Source organism: Micromonospora lacuserhaii (genome assembly GCF_036902735.1).
In the GTDB taxonomy this organism is placed as follows: domain Bacteria; phylum Actinomycetota; class Actinomycetes; order Mycobacteriales; family Micromonosporaceae; genus Micromonospora.
The window spans coordinates 1-18,140 of sequence record NZ_JBAKHO010000025.1 but is presented as its reverse complement, the minus strand read 5'-3'; the positions used below and the strand labels follow the sequence as shown (position 1 = coordinate 18,140).

Genomic DNA, 18,140 nt, shown 5'->3' with positions numbered 1-18,140 from the left:
ATTATTGCCCGCGACCTGTGAGGGGAATCAGCGGGGTGGCAAACCTGCGCCATCCGTGGCCCGATCAGGGTGGTCCGGTTCGCCTGACCTACCCTGAAAAGCGTGCTGCATGTCGATCCGATCTTCGCCGCCACCTCGGCGGTTCCGTCCGGTGTCCTGGCGGCCGGAGCCGAGGTCCCGCCGCCGTTCACCATCGGTCGGGTCTTCACCGAGACCCGACTGGACAGCTGGCTCGCCCTCGGCCTGGTGCTGGCCGCCGGGCTCTACCTCTACGGCGTGCACCGGCTCCGGCTGCGCGGGGACCGCTGGCCGGTGGTCCGGACCGTCTGCTTCCTCGGCCCCGGCCTCGGCGGCATCGCCGCGGTCACGGTGAGCGGCCTGCACGCGTACGACACGTCGCTGCTGTCGGTGCACATGGTCCAGCACATGGTGCTGTCGATGATCTCGCCGATCTTCCTGGCCCTGGGCGCGCCGGTCACCCTGGCGCTGCGCACCCTGTCGGTCCGGCCGCGCAAGCGGTTGCTGGCGATCGTGCACAGCCGGATCGCGAAGATCTACAGCTTCCCGCTGGTGGCGTTCGGCATCTTCGTGGTGAACCCGTTCGCGCTCTACTTCACCGACCTGTACCGCTACACCCTCGAGCACGCCTGGGCGCACGAGCTGGTGCACGCGCACTTCATCATGACCGGCTGCGTGTTCTTCTGGCCGCTGCTCGGCCTGGACCCGCTGCCCGGGCGCTGGCCGTACCCGGCCCGGGCGCTGCTGATGATGCTCTCGGTGCCGTTCCACACCGTGCTCGGTCTCACCATCATGCAGAGCACCACGCTCTTCGGCGGCGACTGGTACCCGTCGCTGGGCCTGGCCTGGTCGGACCCCTGGAACGACCAGGTGGTCGCCGGCGGCATCCTCTGGGCCGGCGGCGAGTTCGTCAGCGTGACGATGATCGCGGTGCTGGTGGTGCAGTGGGTCAAGCAGTCCGAGCGGGAGGCCCGCCGGCTGGACCGGGAGCTGGACCGGCAGGAGGCCCGGGAACGCGCCGCCGAGGCCGCCGACGCTGCCGCCCCGGCCCCGGGCGCACCGGCCTGAGCTGCGTCGGGCCGTCCCGGCCGTGAGCCCCCCGGGCGGGATGTCGGGTACGCCACACCGAACGGTACGATCACCCGGCAGCAATGAGATGGGCCAGTCCAGCCAATGCGGAGTGCCGGCATGAGTGATCGTCTTTGCACCGTCCTGCTCTACAGCGACGACCCGCAGGTCCGTGACCGGATGCGGCTGGCCGTCGGCACCCGTCCCGCGCCCGGTCTGCAGATCGAGTTCGTCGACGCCTCGACCTACGCCGAGTGCGTCCGGCTGGTCGACGACTACGAGATCGACCTGATGCTGCTCGACGGGGAGGCCACCCCGGGCGGCGGCATCGGCATCGCCCGCCAGATCAAGGACGACCGGGACGACGCCCCGCCGACCTGCGTGGTGATCGCCCGCGCCGCCGACCGATGGCTCGCCGCGTACGCGCAGGTCGACGCCACGCTGGTGCACCCGCTCGACCCGGTTACCACCGGCACCACGGTCGCTGAGCTGCTGCGTACGCACGCCGCCGCCTGAGTCGCCGCACTCGGCGGCGCCCCGGCGCCCGGGTGGACGGGCGCCGTTTCCCGCCCCACCCGCACCCCACGCCGCTCGGGAGGCCCACGATGGGCGAACGCACCTGGCCGCACCTGCTCAACGCGCTGCTGCGCGCCGACGAGCTCTCCACCGCCGACACGGCCTGGGCGATGGACGAGATCATGACCGGCGCCGCCGCCCCGTCCCAGATCGCCGCCTTCGCCGTGGCGCTGCGCGCCAAGGGCGAGACCCCGGCCGAGCTGGCCGGCCTGGTCGAGGCGATGCTCGGCCGGTCGGTCGAGGTGGTGCTTTCCGAGGAGCTGCGCCGCACCGCGCTCGACGTGGTGGGCACCGGCGGTGACCTCGCCCACACGGTGAACATCTCCACGATGACCGCCCTCGTGGTGGCCGGCGCCGGCGTCCGGGTGGTCAAGCACGGCAACCGGGCGGCCTCGTCGCTCTGCGGCACCGCCGACCTGCTGGAGTTCCTCGGCATCCCGCTGGACCTGGCACCCGAGCAGGTCGCCCGCTGCGTCGAGGAGGCGGGCATCGGGTTCTGCTTCGCCGCCCGGTTCCACCCGGGGATGCGGCACGCCGGACCGGTCCGCCGCGAGATCGGCGTGCCCACGGCCTTCAACTTCCTCGGCCCGCTGACCAATCCGGCCCGCCCCCGCTCCGGCGCGGTCGGCTGCTTCGACGCCCGGATGGCGCCGGTGATGGCGAGCGTCTTCGCCGCCCGGGGCGACTCGGTCATCGTGATGCGCGGCGAGGACGGGCTGGACGAGTTCACCACCGCCGCCCCGACCCGCGTCTGGGTGGCCCAGCAGGGCACCGTCAGAGCGGCGCTGCTGGACGCAACGGATCTCGGGGTGCCCCGGTCCACCCTGGCCGACCTGCGGGGCGGGGACGCGCCGTACAACGCCGAGGTGGCCCGCCGGCTGCTGGCCGGCGAGACCGGTCCGGTGCGCGACGCCGTGCTGGTGAACGCCGCCGCCGCGCTGGCCACCCAGGGGCCGCTCGACGGCGACCTGACCGAGGCGCTGCGGGCCGGGATGGGCCGGGCCGCCGAGGCGATCGACTCGGGAGCGGCGGCCGCGGCGCTGGACCGCTGGATCGCCACCGCCCGGGCGCTCTGACCGGGGGCCCGGCGGGCCGGGCGGGGTGGTGCGGCCGGAAGTGTCGGAGAGCCGTGCCAAACTACACGGGAGTAATTTTCCGTTTTCGGCCGTTGGCGGCGATCACCGTCGCCGATCGGAGCGAGAGGAGACGCCCGTGTCGGATCGCGAGCTCTACTGCGACGCCTGCGAGGGCGTCCAGCCGTTCGAGGCCCCGCCCTGCGTGGACGGCCACGACGCGGACTGCCCCGAGCTCATCTGCACCGGCTGCGGCACCGCTGTGCTGATCGCCACCTTCGCCTTCCCGGCGACCCGGCTGGAGCACCGCCGGCGCGGCCCGGCCCCCCACCGCCGCGCGGCCTGACCGCACCGGCGGCCCGTCGCCCGAGCGGTCGCGCTACACCCGCTTGCGACCCGCCACCGGCCGCCGTCGTCCCGCCATCCCGCCATCCCGGGCCTCGACCAGGGGCGGCCCGACGCACATCGCCACCCGCGTCCCGGCCGGTACGGCACCGACCGGTCCGGCGGTCAGCGCCGGACGCGGCCCGCGCAGGATCCGGCCTCCCCGCCCAGCAGCGCCGGGACGCCCCGGACCCGGCTCGCCCGCGCGGTCAGCTCCCAGGTCGACCGGTGCTGGGCGCCCCTTCCCGCCCAGCGGCGCCGGGACGCCGCAGACCCGCCTGCTCCGGGCGCCGATGTGGTGTGACGGTCGGACACGCGGTTGGGCGAGACGGTGGGGCCCGACCGAGTGGTCCCCCGCGCCGCTACAGACTTGATGACGCGAACGAATCGTGGATCGGTCAGGTGGTAATCACGCCTCGACCGCCCCGAACGGACATCCGATTCGTCAACGACATCAAGTTCGTAGCGTCCAAAGGTCGACCCTCTCCGGACCGGAGACGGCGGCCCCGGCGACCCGCGACCCCGACCGGCCATGCGCCGGCCCCCGGATACCGGGTCTGGTCGCCAGCGGGTTGCCGCTGCGGAGCAGGGCGGCACCCGGACACGACGAGGCCCGCGCCCCTGACGGGACGCGGGCCTCGTGGAGCTTCAGATCAGTGCTCGGCCGTACGGCGGGTGCCGGTGTAGTACTCGAACAGCAGGCCGCAGGCGGCGAAGATGACCGCCACCAGGCCGAGGCCCACCAGCCAGAACTGCCAGAACGCCAGGCCGAGGCCGGCCAGGGCGGCGGCCATGGCCAGGCCGAGCGGCCAGTAGCTGCCCGGGCTGAAGAAGCCGATCTCGCCCGCGCCGTCGGCGATCTCGCCGTCCGCCCGGTCCTCCGGCCGCAGGTCGATGCGGCGGGAGACGAACCAGAAGAAGCCACCGCACATCGCGCAGAGCAGGAACGACAGCAGCAGGGCCACCGTGCCGACCCACTCGACCGCACCCGACTCGCCGAACGTCCAGACGCCGTAGAGGACGGTCACGCCGAAGAGGAAACCGGCGATGGTCAGGAAGATACGCCACTCGGTCTTCATTCCCGATACCTCAGTTCCGCTCGTCGGAGTTCGACTTGTCCGGGTTGAAGGTGGCCACGTTGCGCCGGGTCTTGAACGGCTCGGTGGTCTGCGCGTAGGGCTCCTCGCCGATGGCGGTGAGCGCCTCCTGCGTCGACTTGCCGTCCTTCTTCGCCGCCAGGAACTGGTCGTACTTCTCCGGGGAGACCACACGCAGCTCGAAGTTCATGAAGGCGTGGTAGCTGCCGCAGAGCTCGGCGCAGCGGCCGACGTACGCGCCCTCGGTCTCGAGCTTGGAGACCTCGAACACGTTGCGGACGTTGCCGGGGAAGACGTCCCGCTTGAACAGCAGCTCCGGCACCCAGAAGGAGTGGATGACGTCCTTGCTGGTCTCCTCGAACCGGATCGACCGGTCGCTCGGCAGCACCAGCACCGGGATGACCTCGCTGGTGCCGAGGACCGAGGCCACCGTGTTGGCGTCCTTGCCCTGGCCGTCGCGGTAGTTGAACTGCCAGTTCCACTTGAACGCGACGACCTCGACGGTGACGTCGGGGTTCTTCGTCGTCGTCACCACGTTCGTCTGCACGACGGCCGTGTAGTAGAAGAGCACCGAGACGATCAGGATCGGCGCGATGGTGTAGAGGAACTCCATCGGCAGGTTGTAGCGGGTCTGCACGGGCAGCTCATTGCCGCGCTTGCGGTAGCGCACCACGCACCAGAAGATCAGGCCCCAGACGAAGACGCCGACCGCGAGGGCCGCGATGCAGGACGCGATCCACAGGTCGTACATCCGGTGTGCCTCCGGCGTGATGCCGCCCTGCGGCCAGCCGAACCCGTCGACGGACTTGCCGACGTCACACCCGGTGAGCAGAACCAGCAGCGCAGCTCCGCCGAGACCGAGCCCGGCGAGCCGACCAGCACCACGCCGCCGGCGTCCACCGGCTCCTGGAAAAGCGCTGTGCCGTACGGCCGACGGCCGTACCTCCGAACTCCTTGCGACCACCTGGTCCTGCCTCCCTAGCGCGCCGCGGTGGTTTCCTTCGACACCCACGGCAAAGGCGTCACCGACGGTCGCAGATTACTCGACCATGACGGGCTCGACCCGGTTGGGGTCACTGTCCGCCCCCATCGGGGAGATCCGGGGCATACCGACGGGATAGCGTGGGCGGTCGTGAGCGCATCCCCGGTCTACCTGGACGCGGCCACGGCCGCACCGCTTCACCCGGTCGCCCGGCAGGCGCTGCTGGCCGCCCTCGACGACGGCTGGGCCGACCCCGCCCGGCTGTACAGCCAGGCTCGCCGGGCCCGCCAGCTCCTCGACGCGGCCCGCGAGGCCACCGCGCAGGCGCTCGGCGTCCGCGCCGACGAGCTCTCCTTCACCCCCAGCGGTACGACCGCGGCCCACTCCGCCGTGCTCGGTGCGCTGATCGGGCGGCGCCGGGTCGGCGCGACCCTGGTGCACTCCACGATCGAGCACTCGGCGGTGCTGCACGCCGCCGAACGGCACGTCGCGGCGGGCGGCGCCGCCACCGCGGTGCCGGTGGACCGGCTCGGCCGGCTGGACCGGGCCGCCTGGTCCGACGCGGTCCGGGCGCCGGGTGTGGCGCTCGCCGCACTGATCGCCGCCAGCCACGAGGTGGGCACCGTCCAGCCGGTGGCCGAGGCGGCCGCCACCTGCGCCGACGCCGGGGTGCCGCTCTATGTCGACGCGGCTCAGGTGGTGGGCCGGGTCCCGCTGCCGGCCGGCTGGTCGATCCTGACCGCCAGCGCGCACAAGTGGGGCGGCCCGCCCGGGGTGGGGCTGCTGGTGGTCCGCAAGGGCACCCGCTGGGAGTCGCCCTGGCCGGCCGACGAGCGGGAGTCGGGGCGTACCCCCGGGGTGTTGAACCTGCCCGCGGTGGTGGCGGCGGCGGCGAGCCTGCGCGCGGCGGCGGCCGACGCGGCGGCCGAGGCGGCCCGGCTGGCGCCGCTGGTGGACCGGATCCGGACCCGGGTGGCGGCCGAGGTGCCCGACGTCGAGGTGGTCGGCGACCCGGTCGACCGGCTCCCCCACCTGGTGACCTTCTCGTGCCTCTACGTCGACGGCGAGGCGCTGCTGCACGCGCTGGACCGGCGGGGCTTCGCGGTCTCCTCCGGCTCCTCCTGCACCTCCTCCACGCTGCGCCCGTCGCACGTGCTGGAGGCGATGGGGGTGCTATCGCACGGCAACGTGCGGGTGTCGCTGCACCGGGAGACGTCGGAGGCGGACGTCGAGCGGTTCCTCACCGAGCTGCCCGGGATCGTCGCCGACCTGCGCGCCGAGGCCGGGGTGGTGGGGCTGTGAGCGAGCCCACCGAGGTCCTGGACTGCCGGGGGCAGCGCTGCCCGCTGCCGGTGATCGGGCTGGCCCGCCGGCTGCCCGAGCTGCCGGTCGGGGCGGTGCTGCGGGTCCTCGCCGACGACCCCGCCGCGGCGGTGGACATCCCCGCCTGGTGCCGGATGCGGGGGCAGGAGTTCGTCGCCGCCAGCCCGGACGGCCCCGGCTACGACGTGCGCCGTACCCGCTGACCCCGCCGCCACCCGCGATCTTGCACTTTCGGCCCCAGAGACGGGCGTTGTATCCGGTATGCCCGGGCGGAAAGTGCAAGATCGGCGGGAGTGAACGCGACGAGGACCGGACTCAGGGCAGCAGGTGGGGGCGGACATCCTCGGCGGCGGCGTCGCCGTACGACTCGGCGAGACGCTTCACGAACAGGTCGCGGCGCACCTCGTACTCCTGGCCGCCGAAGTTCTCCAGCACCAAGGTGGCCAGCAGGCAGCCGACCTGCGCGGCCCGCTCCACCCCGACGCCCCAGTTCAGCGCGGCGAAGAAGCCGGCCCGGAAGCCGTCCCCGACACCGGTCGGGTCGATGGCCTGCATCTCCCGGGCGATCGGCACGTGGATGGTGCCGATCTCGCGGCCGGCGATCTGCACACCCTGCTTGCCCAGCGTGGTGACCCGGACCTTGACCCGCTCCAGCAGCTGCTCGTCGCTGAGCCCGGCCTTGCTCTGCAGCAGGGACTTCTCGTACTCGTTGGTCATCAGGTAGTCGGCGCCGTCGATCAGGCCGAGCACGTCCTCGCCGTCCATCCGGGCGAGCTGCTGGGACGGGTCGGCGACGAACGGGTAGCCGCGCTCCCGGCACTCGGCGGAGTGCCGGATCATCGCCGCCGGGTCGTTGGCGCTGACCAGCACCAGGTCCAGGCCGCCGAGGCGCTGCGCCACCGGGGCCAGCTCGATGTTGCGGGCCTCGCTCATCGCCCCGGCGTAGAAGGAGGCGATCTGGCACATGTCGGTGTCGGTGGTGCAGACGAAGCGGGCGGTGTGCGCCACCTCGCTGACGTGCACCGAGTCGCAGTCCACCCCGTGCCGCTCCAGCCAGGAGCGGTAGTCGGCGAAGTCGGCGCCGACCGCGCCGAGCAGGACCGGGCTGAGCCCCAGCTGGGCCATGCCGAAGGCGATGTTGGCGGCGGTGCCGCCCCGACGGAGGACCAGCTCGTCCACCAGGAAGGAGAGCGACACCTTGTCGAGCTGGTCGGCGATGAGCTGGTCGGCGAAACGGCCGGGGAAACTCATCAGGTGGTCGGTCGCGATCGAACCGGTCACGGCGATCTTCATGTCAACCCTCTGGGTCGGGGGCACGGCGCGGGTCAGCCTACCGGTACCGGCATGATCGCGGGTCGCGGTCCGGCCATGGCCCGCTCACCCGCCGGCCGCCCCTCGGCCACCCGCTGGTCAGGGCCGGAAACGACGACGGGGCCGCCCCGGCAGGGGCGGCCCCGGTCGTACGAAGAGCTGCGACTCAGCTGAAGGAGTCGCCGCAGGCGCAGGAGTTGCCCGCGTTCGGGTTGTCGATGGTGAAGCCCTGGGCGTCGATCCGGTCGGCGAAGTCGATGGTCGCGCCGGACAGGTACGGAGCGCTCATCCGGTCGACGACGACCTCGACACCGTCGAAGTCGCTGACGACGTCACCGTCGAGCGAGCGCTCGTCAAAGAAGAGCTGGTACCGCAGGCCGGAGCAGCCACCCGGCTGCACCGCGACCCGGAGCCGCAGGTCTTCGCGGCCCTCCTGCTCGATCAGGGCCTTGACCTTCTGCGCCGCGACGTCGGTGAGGACGACGGAAGTAGGGGCCTGGGCCTCGGTCGACTCGGTCTGCGCTGGCGTGGTCACGTGGAAATCTCCCTGCGCGGTATGGGTCCGGACGCACTGGCCAACGTCGCCCGTCGGTCAGTGATTCCCGGTGTGGTCCAGAACCGATCGTACGCCGCTGCGGCCGGGGTCACCCGGGTGGCGTGACCACGGCCGGAAGGTCAGGCGCGCGACGGGCGGGGTCACCGGCTCCACTGGCGGGCCAGCCGGGCGCCCAGCGCCCGCAGCCCCTCGGCGGGGCGGCCCATGGCGGCCTCGATTCCGCCGCGCTCCTCGCCGCCGAAGTGCTCCACCAGGCTGTACGCCTCGGTCACCCCGGCGGAGGCGGCCTCCCGCCGACCGGTGCTCACCCGTCCCGCCAGCACCACGCAGGGCACCCCGCGGTCCCGGGCGGCGCCGGCCACCCCGGCGACGACCTTGCCGCGCAGCGACTGGTGGTCGAACGACCCCTCCCCGGTGATCACCAGATCGGCGGTGTCGAGAGCGGCGTCCAGCCCGATCGCCCGGGTGACCAGGCCGATGCCGGACTCGCAGCGACCGCCGAGGGCGAGGATCGCCGCGCCGAGGCCGCCGGCCGCGCCGCCGCCGGGCAACGCGCCGAGCCCTGGTGGGCAGCCGGGCAGGTCGCGTTCGAGCACCGCCGCCCAGCGTTCCAACGCGGCGTCGAGCAGCAGCACGTCGGCCCGGTCGGCGCCCTTCTGCGGGCCGAAGACGTTGCTGGCGCCGTGCAGCCCGAGCAGCGGGTTGTCCACGTCGGTGGCGGCCACCAGGGTGGCGCCGCGCAGCCGGGGAACGCCGTCGAGCGACGCGACGGCGGCCAGCGCCGCCCCGCCGTACGGCAGGGCCCGGCCGGCGGCGTCGAGCCCGGTGACGCCGAGCGCGGTGAGCAGTCCGGCGCCCCCGTCGTTGGTGCCGGAGCCGCCCAGCCCGATCACCACGGTGCGGGCCCCGTACTCCAGGGCGGCGGTGACCAGCACCCCCAGCCCGTACGAGGTGGTGGCCTTCGGATCCCGCTCGGCGGCGCTGAGCAGGTGCAGCCCGCACGCCTGGGCGCTCTCCAGGTAGGCGGTCCCGTCGCCGGTGAGCAGGATCTCACCGTCGGCCGGCCGGCCCAGCGGGTCGACCGTCGGCACCCCGATCCGCCGACCGCCGAGCGCGTCGGCGAGCACCGCGACGAAGCCGGGGCCGCCGTCCGCCAGCGGGCGGATGAGCAGGTCGTCGGCGGCGGCCACCTCCCGCCAGCCCGCGGCGACCGCGGCGGCCACCTCCCCGGCCCCGAGGGTGCCCGCGAACTTGTCCGGACAGAGCAGCACGCGCATGCCCGCAGTGTGGCAGGCCACATCGGCGGGGGGCAGTGTGGCAGCACACACCGGCGGAGCCGGTACGGCCGGCGCGCTGTGGGACCATGGACGGCGTGACTTCGACCTGGGTGGAACCCTCCAACACCGCGACTGCGCTGCTGCTCCTCGGCCGCGGCAGCGACCCCGCCACCGAGCGTGGCGTGGAGTGTCCGGGCGACCTGCCGGCGCCGAGCGACCCCGACCTGGTGGCCCGCGCCGCGGCGGCCAAGGCGGCGCTCGGCACGAAGGTGTTCGTGCTGGGCCACCACTACCAGCGCGACGAGGTGATCCAGTTCGCCGACGTGACCGGCGACTCGTTCAAGCTGGCCCGTGAGGCGGCGGCCCGCCCCGACGCGGAGTACATCGTCTTCTGCGGCGTGCACTTCATGGCCGAGAGTGCCGACATCCTCACCTCGGACGCGCAGAAGGTGATCCTGCCCGACCTGGCGGCCGGTTGCTCGATGGCCGACATGGCGGTGCTGTCGCAGGTCGAGACGGCCTGGGACGTGCTGACCGAGCTGGGCATCGCCGGCGACACGGTCCCGGTGACGTACATGAACTCCTCGGCGGACATCAAGGGCTTCGTCGGGCGCAACGGCGGCGTGGTCTGCACCTCGTCCAACGCGCGACGCGCCCTGGAGTGGGCGTACGACCAGGGGTCGAAGGTCTTCTTCTTCCCCGACCAGCACCTGGGCCGCAACACGGCGGTGCTGGAGATGGGCCTCTCCCTGGACGACTGCGTGCTCTACGACCCGCACAAGCCGAACGGCGGGCTCACCGCGGAGCAGCTGCGCGACGCGAAGATGATCCTCTGGCGCGGGCACTGCTCGGTGCACGGCCGGTTCACCCTCGACAGCGTCAACGACGTCCGGGAGCGGGTGCCGGGGGTCAACGTGCTGGTGCACCCGGAGTGCCGGCACGAGGTGGTCACCGCCGCCGACCAGGTGGGGTCCACGGAATACATCATCAAGACCATCGAGGCGGCCCCGGCCGGTTCGGCCTGGGCTGTCGGCACCGAGCTCAACCTGGTGCGCCGGCTGGCGCTGGCCCACCCGGACAAGCAGATCATGTTCCTCGACAAGGCGGTCTGCTACTGCTCGACGATGAACCGGATCGACCTGCCGCACCTGGTCTGGGCGCTGGAGGAGCTGGTCGCCGGTCGGGTGGTCAACCAGATCACCGTCGACCCGGACACCGCGCACCACGCCCGGGTGGCGCTGGACCAGATGCTCGCCCTGCCGGGCCTCGACACCCCGCCACCCGCGGCGGCCTGATCACCGACGGTCACATCGCTGGTACGGATACGCGCCGGAAACCCCGGTTCGTGCCGTGGCTGGCGATGTGACCGATTCCCTTCTCGTCACCGAGGGCTATGCTGCCGGGGCGACGACACACGGGGATCCCGTTTCGGTCCGGTCCCCCTCGGGTAGCTCGACTGCCTGCCCGACCATCGACTTTCACATGCACCACCCGACGCGCGCTGGAGGTTGCGTTGACGGACGACGTCCTGGTCGTACACGGAGGTACTCCGCTGGAAGGGCGGATCCGCGTGCGCGGCGCGAAGAACCTGGTCTCGAAGGCGATGGTCGCCGCCCTGCTGGGCGACTCCCCCAGCCGGCTGTTCGACGTGCCGAAGATCCGTGACGTCGAGGTGGTCCGTGGGCTGCTCGGCCTGCACGGGGTGAAGGTGACCGACGGCGCGGAGGACGGCGAGCTCGTCTTCGACCCGTCGAACGTCGAGAGCGCCAGCACCGACCAGATCAACGTGCACGCCGGCTCCAGCCGGATCCCGATCCTGTTCTGCGGCCCGCTGCTGCACCGGCTGGGCCACGCGTTCATCCCGGACCTGGGCGGCTGCCACATCGGGCCGCGTCCGATCGACTTCCACCTCCAGGCGCTGCGCGAGTTCGGCGCGACCGTGGAGAAGACCCCGGAGGGGCTGCACCTGTCGGCGCCCAACGGGCTGCACGGCACCAAGTTCGCCCTGCCGTACCCGAGCGTGGGCGCGACCGAGCAGGTGCTGCTCACCGCGGTGATGGCCGAGGGCGTCACCGAGCTGCGCAACGCCGCCGTCGAGCCGGAGATCATCGACCTGATCTGCATCCTGCAGAAGATGGGCGCGATCATCAAGGTCCACACCGACCGGGTGATCGAGATCCAGGGTGTGAAGAAGCTGCACGGCTACACCCACCGGCCGATCCCGGACCGGATCGAGGCGGCGAGCTGGGCGGCGGCCGCGCTGGCCACCCGCGGCCACGTCGAGGTGCTCGGCGCGCAGCAGGCCGACATGATGACCTTCCTGAACATCTTCCGCTCCGTCGGCGGCGAGTACGAGGTCACCGACGCCCGCCCGCCGAAGCTGGGCGACCCGGGCCAGGAGGGCGGCATCCGGTTCTGGCACCCGGGCGGCGAGCTGAACGCCGTGGCGCTGGAGACCGACGTGCACCCCGGCTTCATGACCGACTGGCAGCAGCCCCTCGTCGTCGCGCTGACCCAGGCCCGCGGCCTGTCGATCGTCCACGAGACGGTCTACGAGCAGCGGCTGGGCTACACCGAGGCGCTGAACACCATGGGCGCCAACATCCAGGTCTACCGCGACTGCCTCGGCGGCACCCCGTGCCGCTTCGGCCGGCGCAACTTCAAGCACTCCGCGGTGATCGCCGGCCCGAGCAAGCTGCACGCGGCCGACCTGGTCATCCCGGACCTGCGCGCCGGGTTCAGCCACCTCATCGCGGCGCTCGCGGCCGAGGGCACCTCCCGGGTGTACGGCGTCGACCTGATCAACCGCGGCTACGAGGACTTCGAGGCGAAGCTGGCCAGCCTCGGCGCGCACGTCGAGCGGCCGTAACAGACCTCACCTGAGCTCGTCGAGCGCCCGGTGCACCGTGATGTGCACCGGGCGCCGTCGTTTGGCTACTCTTCACCTCGTGCCCTCGCTGTTTCGCCGCAAGTCCGCCGACTCCGACTCCTCCGCCACCGTGGTGACCGAGGAGCAGCCCGCCGCGCGTGCCCGGGGTTACACCCCGAGCAAGAAGGAACTGGGCCGGGAGACCCCGAAGCGCCCGGTCGCCGGCCGCCGACCGGCCGGTCCGGTCAAGCCGCTGACCAAGGAAGAGGCCCGGGAGCAGCGCCGCAAGGCGCGCGCCGAGGCCGCGGCGGAGTTCCGCCGCGAGGGCGGCCCCCGCGACCGCGGCCCGGAGCGGCAGCTGGCCCGCAACGTGGTCGACTCCCGGCGTACGGTCGGCACCTGGTTCTTCGGTGGCGCGCTGATCGTGCTGATCGGGTCGAACGCGGCGATGCCGCCGGCCATCCGGCTCGCCTCGAACCTGCTCTGGGGCGCCCTCGCGCTCGGCGTGGTGGTCGACTCGGTGCTGATCTCCCGCAAGATCAAGAAGTTGGTCGCGGAGCGGTTCCCGAACAGCGGCGAGCGGATGGGCTCGCTCTACCTCTACGCGATCATGCGCTCGATCACCTTCCGCCGGATGCGCGCGCCGGCGCCGCAGGTCAACATCGGCGACCCGATCTGAGGTCCCCCGGAGCCCCGCCCACGGCGGGGCTCCGCCGTTTCCGGGCTCAGCCGCCGGTGCGCGGGCCGGGCGCCGGGGCCCGGTAGAGCCGGGCCACCACCGCCTCGATGTCCGGCTCCACGATCGAGATGTCCCGCAGCGCGGCCAGCCCGGCCAGCCCCGCGACCACCTCGGCCACCCCGGCCGACTCCAGCGCGTAGACCAGCCGCCGGCCGTCGGCCTCGACCCGGTGCAGCGGGGCGCCGACCAGCTCCGGCGGCACCGCCAGCGCGGCGTCCAGCTCGGCGACGACCAGACGGCGCGAGCCGTACCGGGCGTGCAGGTCGGCGATCGACCCGTCGTGCATCACCCGACCGTGGTCGATCACCACCAGCCGCCGGCAGAGCCGCTCGATGTCGGCCAGGTCGTGGGTGGTCAACACCAGGGTGGTGTCGCCGGCCCGGCCCAGCTCGGCGAGGAAGTCCCGGACCGCATGCTTGCTGACCACGTCCAGCCCGATGGTCGGCTCGTCGAGGAAGAGCACCTCCGGGCCGTGCAGCAGGGCGGCGCTCAGCTCGCCACGCATCCGCTGCCCGAGCGAGAGCTGCCGGACCGGGGTGTCCAGGAACGCGTCCAGGTCGAGCAGCTCCCGGCAGCGGCGCAGCCGGACGGCGTGGTCGCCGGCGGGCACCCGGTAGACGTGCCGCAGCAGGTCGAACGAGTCCCGCAGCGGCAGGTCCCACCAGAGCTGGGAACGCTGGCCGAAGACCACCCCGATCCGCAACGCCAGCCGGGTGCGCTCCGGCACCGGGCGCAGCCCGCACACCCGCGCCTCACCGGCCGAGGGGGTCAGCACGCCGGTGAGCATCTTCAGGGTGGTGGACTTGCCCGCGCCGTTCGGGCCGATGTAGCCGAGCATCTCGCCCCGCTCGACCCGCAGGTCGATGCCGTCGACCGCGGTGACCGTCCGCTTCTCGCGGCGCAGCCGGCCGGCCTTCACCCGTACCGTGAACTCCTTGCGCAGCCCGTGCAGCTCGATGACGCTCATGATCCCGTACTCCGGTAGTGGCGGACCCCGGCGCGCCAGGCGGCGGCCGCGCCGGTGGCGGCGACCAGCGCGACCCCCGGCGCGGCCCACCCCGCCCAGGCCGGCAGGCCCAGCGGATCGGGCCGGCCGAGCAGCGCCAGCGCCGGCTGGTAGCTGACGAAGGCGAACCCCAGCCCGTACGCGAAGGTCGCGCGGAACCAGCCCTCGAAGACGGTGACGGGGTACGTGGTGAACTCCTTCCCGCCGTAGGTGACGGAGGCGCCCAGCTCTCCCGACTCCACCCAGAGGAACGACACCGTGGCGGTGGCCACGAAGATCGAACCGAAGAAGACCACCCCGGCCAGCGGGGCGACGACGGCGAGCGCCAGCCGGGCGGGCGTCCAGTCGATCCCGGCGGTGGCCAGCGCCACCACCAGCACGGCCAGGCCGAACAGCGCCCGGGAGATCTTGCGCACCGGCAGGTCCATCAGCAGCAGCTGCGGCAGCGCGCCGAGCGGCCGGACCAGCACCGCGTCGAACAGCCCGGTGCGCACATAGCGGGGCAGCCGCTCGATGTTGCCGACCAGCAGGTCGGCGGTGGCGAACGCGGCGGCGGAGAGGCCCACCATGACCAGCGTCTCGTGCAGGCTGAAGCCGCCCAGCGCGCGGGTCACCCGGTAGAGCACCAGGATGGCGACCACGTCGAAGACGGTGGCCCCGACGTTGCCCACCAGGTCGACCACGAAGGACGTCCGGTAGGCCGCCTGGGACCGGGCCTGTGCGCCCAACAGGGCCCGGTAGGCCGCCAGGGTGCCGGGCGTCTCAGCCACCCTGCACCACCAGGCGCCGCTCGGCGCGGCGCTGCACCAGCCGGCACAGGGCCAGGATCGCGACGGTCCAGACCAGCTGGAGGACCACCAGGCCGAGCTGGGTGGCCGGTGGGACCCGTTCGACCAGCACGTCGAGCGGGGTCTGCAGCAGGCTCGGGAACGGGGTGCCGACCCAGAGCACCCACTGCAACCACTCGGGCAGGAAGCGCAACGGGAAGTAGAGCCCGGCCAGCACCCCGGAGCCGAGCGTCCAGAGGATCATCGGGCCGCGGACGTCCTGCAACCAGTACGCGCTGGCGTTGACCAGGAACCGGCAGCCGAAGCAGAGCACCACCGCGGTGACCGCGGAGAGCAGGAACAGCGGCACGGTTCACCGGGTGGACCGGCCGGAGCAGGTCGCTGGCGATGTCGCCGGTACGGATCCGGTCGGCCAGCTCGGTCCAGCCCCAGAGCAGGATGACCGCGATCATGCCCTGCCCCGCCCAGACGAACGTGGCGAGCTGCGCCCGGTCGTAGCCGGCCACGCCGCCCGCGCTGCCGACCACGGCGAGCAGGACGGAGCAGCGCAGGAACCCGAAGACGGAGTTGGTGACGACACCAGCCAGGGCCGCCTGCCGGTAGGTGGCGTATCGTCTGAAGCCGGAACCGGATATCGCCCCGAATGTCCGGAACCATCGGATAACGTTTGAGTCCGTGGGCGGTGCCACAGTGGCGGTGAACGAGCCCACGCCGTTACCCTCCATCCGCAGCCAAGCCGTGTCGGAGCGGGGGACTCTACCGGCACCGGGGGCGCCCGGCACGACAATTTGCAACGAGGTGACACCGCCGTGAGCGAGCGACGCGAGCCGGCCATCGGGGCGCGCCGCACGAGCGGCGACGGAGTCCCCCGATGACGGGCGGTTACCGCGATCGCTGGCGCGACCCGGGGGAACCCTCCTGGGTGGTCGAACCGACCAGCGAGTGGCACCCCCAGTTCCCCGGCCAGCGCTACCCCGGCGACATCGGCGCCCGGCACCCGGCCCCGCCCGTCCCGCGCGGACGGGCCGCCGTGGTCGCCCCCGCCGAGGTGCCCCCGCTCGCCCCCACCCGGCCTGACGGCACGTACCTCGGGCGGTCCTGGGCCGACGAGGACGAGGCGCCGCCGCGCCGGGACAGCCGCCCCGCCGACGAGCGGCGCCCCGCCGACGAGCCGTACCGCCGGCCGGCCGACGGGCCCGTCTGGCAGCGGGAGCGACGCCGCCCCGAGCCCGACCGGCACGACGAGCGACCCGGCTGGTCCGAACCGCGACCCAAGCCCGCCGAGGAGTACCGGGAGGCGGCCTGGCAGCGCGACCGCGCCGACCGGTACGACACCCGCCCGTCCCGCCCCGAGCGCACCGCCACCCCGGGTGTCGCACCGGTCTCGCCGGGCCCCCGCCCCGAGCCGGCCCGCGCCGACGTCGGCCGGGCCGCCGAACCCGGCTGGATGCCCGAGCCCGACGAGGCCGTTCCGCACCGCCGATCCGCCGCGCCCGAGCACTCCGGGTACGGCCGCCGACCCGCCGACGACGGCCGGGGCCGCGCCGATCCGTACGAGCAGCAGCCGGCCGCCCGATACCGGGCCGAGCGGGACGCCCCGGGGCGCTACCGCGACGACGAGCCGCGCTGGCAGCCCCGCCGCGACCACGACGAGCGCCCGGCCGCCCACGGGTACGACCTCGACGACGGCCGACGTTCCGCCCCCCATCGCCCCGAGGACCGCGGGACGCTCCAGCGCGGCTACGACGAGCGCCGCCACGACGAACGCCCCGGGTACGACGAGCGCCGCGACCAGGACGGCCGCTACGACGCACGACCCGCCGTCAACGGGCGCGCCGCCGTGGACGGGCGCGCCGCCGTGGACGGGCGACCCAATGGTGACGGGCGACCCAACGGGGACGGGCGACCCAACGGGGACGGGCGGCCCAACGGGGACGGGCGGCCCGCGCCCGACCGGTGGCAGGTCCCCGGCGGATCGTCGGCCCACGACGGGCGGCCGGCCCACAACGGGCGGCCGGCCCAGGACGGGCGGCCGGCCCACGACGGGCGGACCGGCGGCGATGTCCGTCGCGAGCACGAGCGGCGGGACCGCGACGACCGTCCCGGCCGCGACGAGCGCCGTCTTCACGACGAGCGCCAGAGTCAGGGTGAGCGCCGTGGTCACGACGAGCGCCCTGGTCAGGGTGAGCGCCGTGGTCACGACGAGCGCCGGCCGGAACCGCGCGAGGCGGCCGCCCGCGCGGAGGCGTACCCGGATCGCCGCTCGCGCGAGGAGGTCCGGCCCGCCGAGGCGTACCGCGGACCGTGGGACCGGCCCGACGCGGACCGCGACGGGTCCCGCTGGCCGGCGCCCGGCCCGGAACGGCCGGAGCCCGGCCACGACGGCCGGCGTGCGGAGCGGCACCGCCAGGCCGAGCCGGTACCGCCGCATCGGCCGGATCCCCGGCCGTCCTGGCACGAGGAGCGACCCGCCGCCCGGGCGGCGACCTCCCAGCCGGTCTCCGGCGCCCCCGTCTCCGGCGGTCCGGCGTCGGGTCGTCCGGTCTCCGGTGGACCGGTCTCGGGTCCTCCGGTGTCCGGCGTGCCGACGCCGCCGGTCCCGTTCCCCGGCGCGCCCGTCTCCGGCTCCCCGATCTCCGGCTCCCCGGTCTCCGGCGCGCCCATCTCCGGAGCCCCGGTGTCGGGTCGACCGGTGTCCGGGGCCCCCGTCTCCGGCTCCCCGGTGTCGGGCGTGCCGACCTCCGGTGCGCCGACGTCCGGCGGTCGCGAGCCCGATGCCTTCCGGCGCGGCGCGCGGCAGCAGGATTCCGACCGGCCGCCGGCCCCGCCGGCCACGAGAGGGCCGGTGCCACCGACCTCCGGCGGCATGGCCGCCCGCCAGGACGGGCACGCCGCGCCCGACGAGGCCACGCCGGTGTCCGGACCCCCGGCCGCCCGGCTCCGGGTGGAGTTCGTGCCGCTGCCGGAGGCGAACGACCGGCCGACCCCACCGGCCGACCCCGCGCCGCCCGCGCAGCGGCCCCGCGCCGGCGCGCCGGCCCCTGGACAGCCCGGCCGCGAGGCCACCGCGCCG

16 protein-coding genes and 2 pseudogenes are annotated in these 18,140 nt (G+C 73.8%); 10 read left to right on the top strand and 8 right to left on the bottom strand.

Annotated features, from left to right (window positions below; genetic code table 11):
- Positions 1-102 precede the first annotated feature (102 nt).
- The 4 genes from V6U81_RS16985 (at position 103) to V6U81_RS16970 (ending at position 3,081) form a co-directional block, all read left to right on the top strand.
- A complete protein-coding gene (locus tag V6U81_RS16985) occupies positions 103-1,086 on the top strand; it encodes a cytochrome c oxidase assembly protein (protein WP_334490494.1) in 984 nt (327 codons plus the stop codon).
- Between the two features lie 120 nt (positions 1,087-1,206).
- The gene (locus V6U81_RS16980) at positions 1,207-1,602 is read left to right on the top strand and encodes a response regulator (RefSeq protein WP_334490492.1); all 396 of its coding nucleotides are present in this window, start codon (positions 1,207-1,209) and stop codon (positions 1,600-1,602) included.
- An 89-nt stretch (positions 1,603-1,691) separates the two neighbouring features.
- On the top strand, positions 1,692-2,738 hold the full coding sequence (trpD, locus tag V6U81_RS16975) for an anthranilate phosphoribosyltransferase (protein ID WP_334490489.1): 1,047 nt from the start codon (positions 1,692-1,694) through the stop codon (positions 2,736-2,738).
- Between the two features lie 136 nt (positions 2,739-2,874).
- A complete protein-coding gene (locus V6U81_RS16970; protein ID WP_334490486.1) occupies positions 2,875-3,081 on the top strand; it encodes a hypothetical protein in 207 nt (68 codons plus the stop codon).
- A gap of 691 nt (positions 3,082-3,772) precedes the next feature.
- Here the strand turns inward: V6U81_RS16970 and V6U81_RS16965 are convergent.
- The gene (locus V6U81_RS16965) at positions 3,773-4,198 is read right to left on the bottom strand and encodes a cytochrome c oxidase subunit 4 (RefSeq protein ID WP_334490485.1); all 426 of its coding nucleotides are present in this window, start codon (positions 4,196-4,198) and stop codon (positions 3,773-3,775) included.
- A 10-nt stretch (positions 4,199-4,208) separates the two neighbouring features.
- On the bottom strand, positions 4,209-5,180 hold the full coding sequence (gene ctaC / locus V6U81_RS16960) for an aa3-type cytochrome oxidase subunit II (protein WP_334490484.1): 972 nt from the start codon (positions 5,178-5,180) through the stop codon (positions 4,209-4,211).
- A gap of 168 nt (positions 5,181-5,348) precedes the next feature.
- Here ctaC and V6U81_RS16955 point away from each other — a divergent pair, with 168 nt between their 5' ends.
- Positions 5,349-6,500, top strand: a complete 1,152-nt coding sequence (locus tag V6U81_RS16955; protein WP_334490483.1) for a cysteine desulfurase family protein — start codon at positions 5,349-5,351, stop codon at positions 6,498-6,500.
- Positions 6,497-6,724, top strand: coding sequence for a sulfurtransferase TusA family protein (locus V6U81_RS16950; RefSeq protein ID WP_334490481.1), 228 nt, complete (start codon positions 6,497-6,499; stop codon positions 6,722-6,724). Before V6U81_RS16955 ends, V6U81_RS16950 begins: the two co-directional genes overlap by 4 nt.
- A gap of 112 nt (positions 6,725-6,836) precedes the next feature.
- Here the strand turns inward: V6U81_RS16950 and V6U81_RS16945 are convergent, their stop codons facing one another.
- From V6U81_RS16945 to V6U81_RS16935, 3 genes are all read right to left on the bottom strand, one after another.
- Positions 6,837-7,814: a carbohydrate kinase family protein gene (locus V6U81_RS16945; protein WP_334490480.1), complete on the bottom strand. Its 978-nt coding sequence runs from the start codon at positions 7,812-7,814 to the stop codon at positions 6,837-6,839.
- 184 nt (positions 7,815-7,998) lie between these two features.
- On the bottom strand, positions 7,999-8,367 hold the full coding sequence (gene erpA / locus V6U81_RS16940) for an iron-sulfur cluster insertion protein ErpA (protein ID WP_334490478.1): 369 nt from the start codon (positions 8,365-8,367) through the stop codon (positions 7,999-8,001).
- Positions 8,368-8,528: 161 nt separating this feature from the next.
- Positions 8,529-9,665: a glycerate kinase family protein gene (locus V6U81_RS16935; RefSeq protein WP_334490476.1), complete on the bottom strand. Its 1,137-nt coding sequence runs from the start codon at positions 9,663-9,665 to the stop codon at positions 8,529-8,531.
- Positions 9,666-9,760: 95 nt separating this feature from the next.
- On the opposite strand from V6U81_RS16935, the gene nadA reads away from it, so the two are divergent.
- The 3 genes from nadA (at position 9,761) to V6U81_RS16920 (ending at position 13,213) form a co-directional block, all read left to right on the top strand.
- Positions 9,761-10,960 (top strand): quinolinate synthase NadA, encoded by a 1,200-nt coding sequence (gene nadA, locus V6U81_RS16930; RefSeq protein ID WP_334490474.1) that lies wholly within the window; start codon positions 9,761-9,763, stop codon positions 10,958-10,960.
- A 218-nt stretch (positions 10,961-11,178) separates the two neighbouring features.
- Positions 11,179-12,534, top strand: a complete 1,356-nt coding sequence (murA, locus tag V6U81_RS16925; RefSeq protein ID WP_334490472.1) for a UDP-N-acetylglucosamine 1-carboxyvinyltransferase — start codon at positions 11,179-11,181, stop codon at positions 12,532-12,534.
- Positions 12,535-12,613: 79 nt separating this feature from the next.
- Positions 12,614-13,213 carry a DUF3043 domain-containing protein gene (locus V6U81_RS16920; RefSeq protein WP_334490470.1) on the top strand — a complete coding sequence of 200 codons (600 nt, stop codon included), beginning with the start codon at positions 12,614-12,616 and terminating at the stop codon, positions 13,211-13,213.
- 46 nt (positions 13,214-13,259) lie between these two features.
- Here V6U81_RS16920 and V6U81_RS16915 read toward each other — a convergent pair whose 3' ends face one another.
- The 3 genes and pseudogenes from V6U81_RS16915 to V6U81_RS29195 all read right to left on the bottom strand — a co-directional run bounded on the left by V6U81_RS16915 (position 13,260) and on the right by V6U81_RS29195 (position 15,777).
- On the bottom strand, positions 13,260-14,240 hold the full coding sequence (locus V6U81_RS16915; RefSeq protein ID WP_334490468.1) for an ABC transporter ATP-binding protein: 981 nt from the start codon (positions 14,238-14,240) through the stop codon (positions 13,260-13,262).
- Positions 14,237-15,049, bottom strand: coding sequence for an ABC transporter permease (locus V6U81_RS16910; RefSeq protein ID WP_334490466.1), 813 nt, complete (start codon positions 15,047-15,049; stop codon positions 14,237-14,239). The genes V6U81_RS16915 and V6U81_RS16910 overlap by 4 nt, the downstream gene beginning before the upstream one ends.
- Positions 15,042-15,777 (bottom strand): annotated as a pseudogene (locus V6U81_RS29195) (ABC transporter permease). The gene V6U81_RS16910 and the pseudogene V6U81_RS29195 overlap by 8 nt, the downstream one beginning before the upstream one ends.
- Before the next feature lie 161 nt (positions 15,778-15,938).
- Between V6U81_RS29195 and V6U81_RS16900 the strand changes: the two are divergent.
- Positions 15,939-18,140: pseudogene (locus tag V6U81_RS16900) on the top strand (hypothetical protein); the annotation flags it as partial.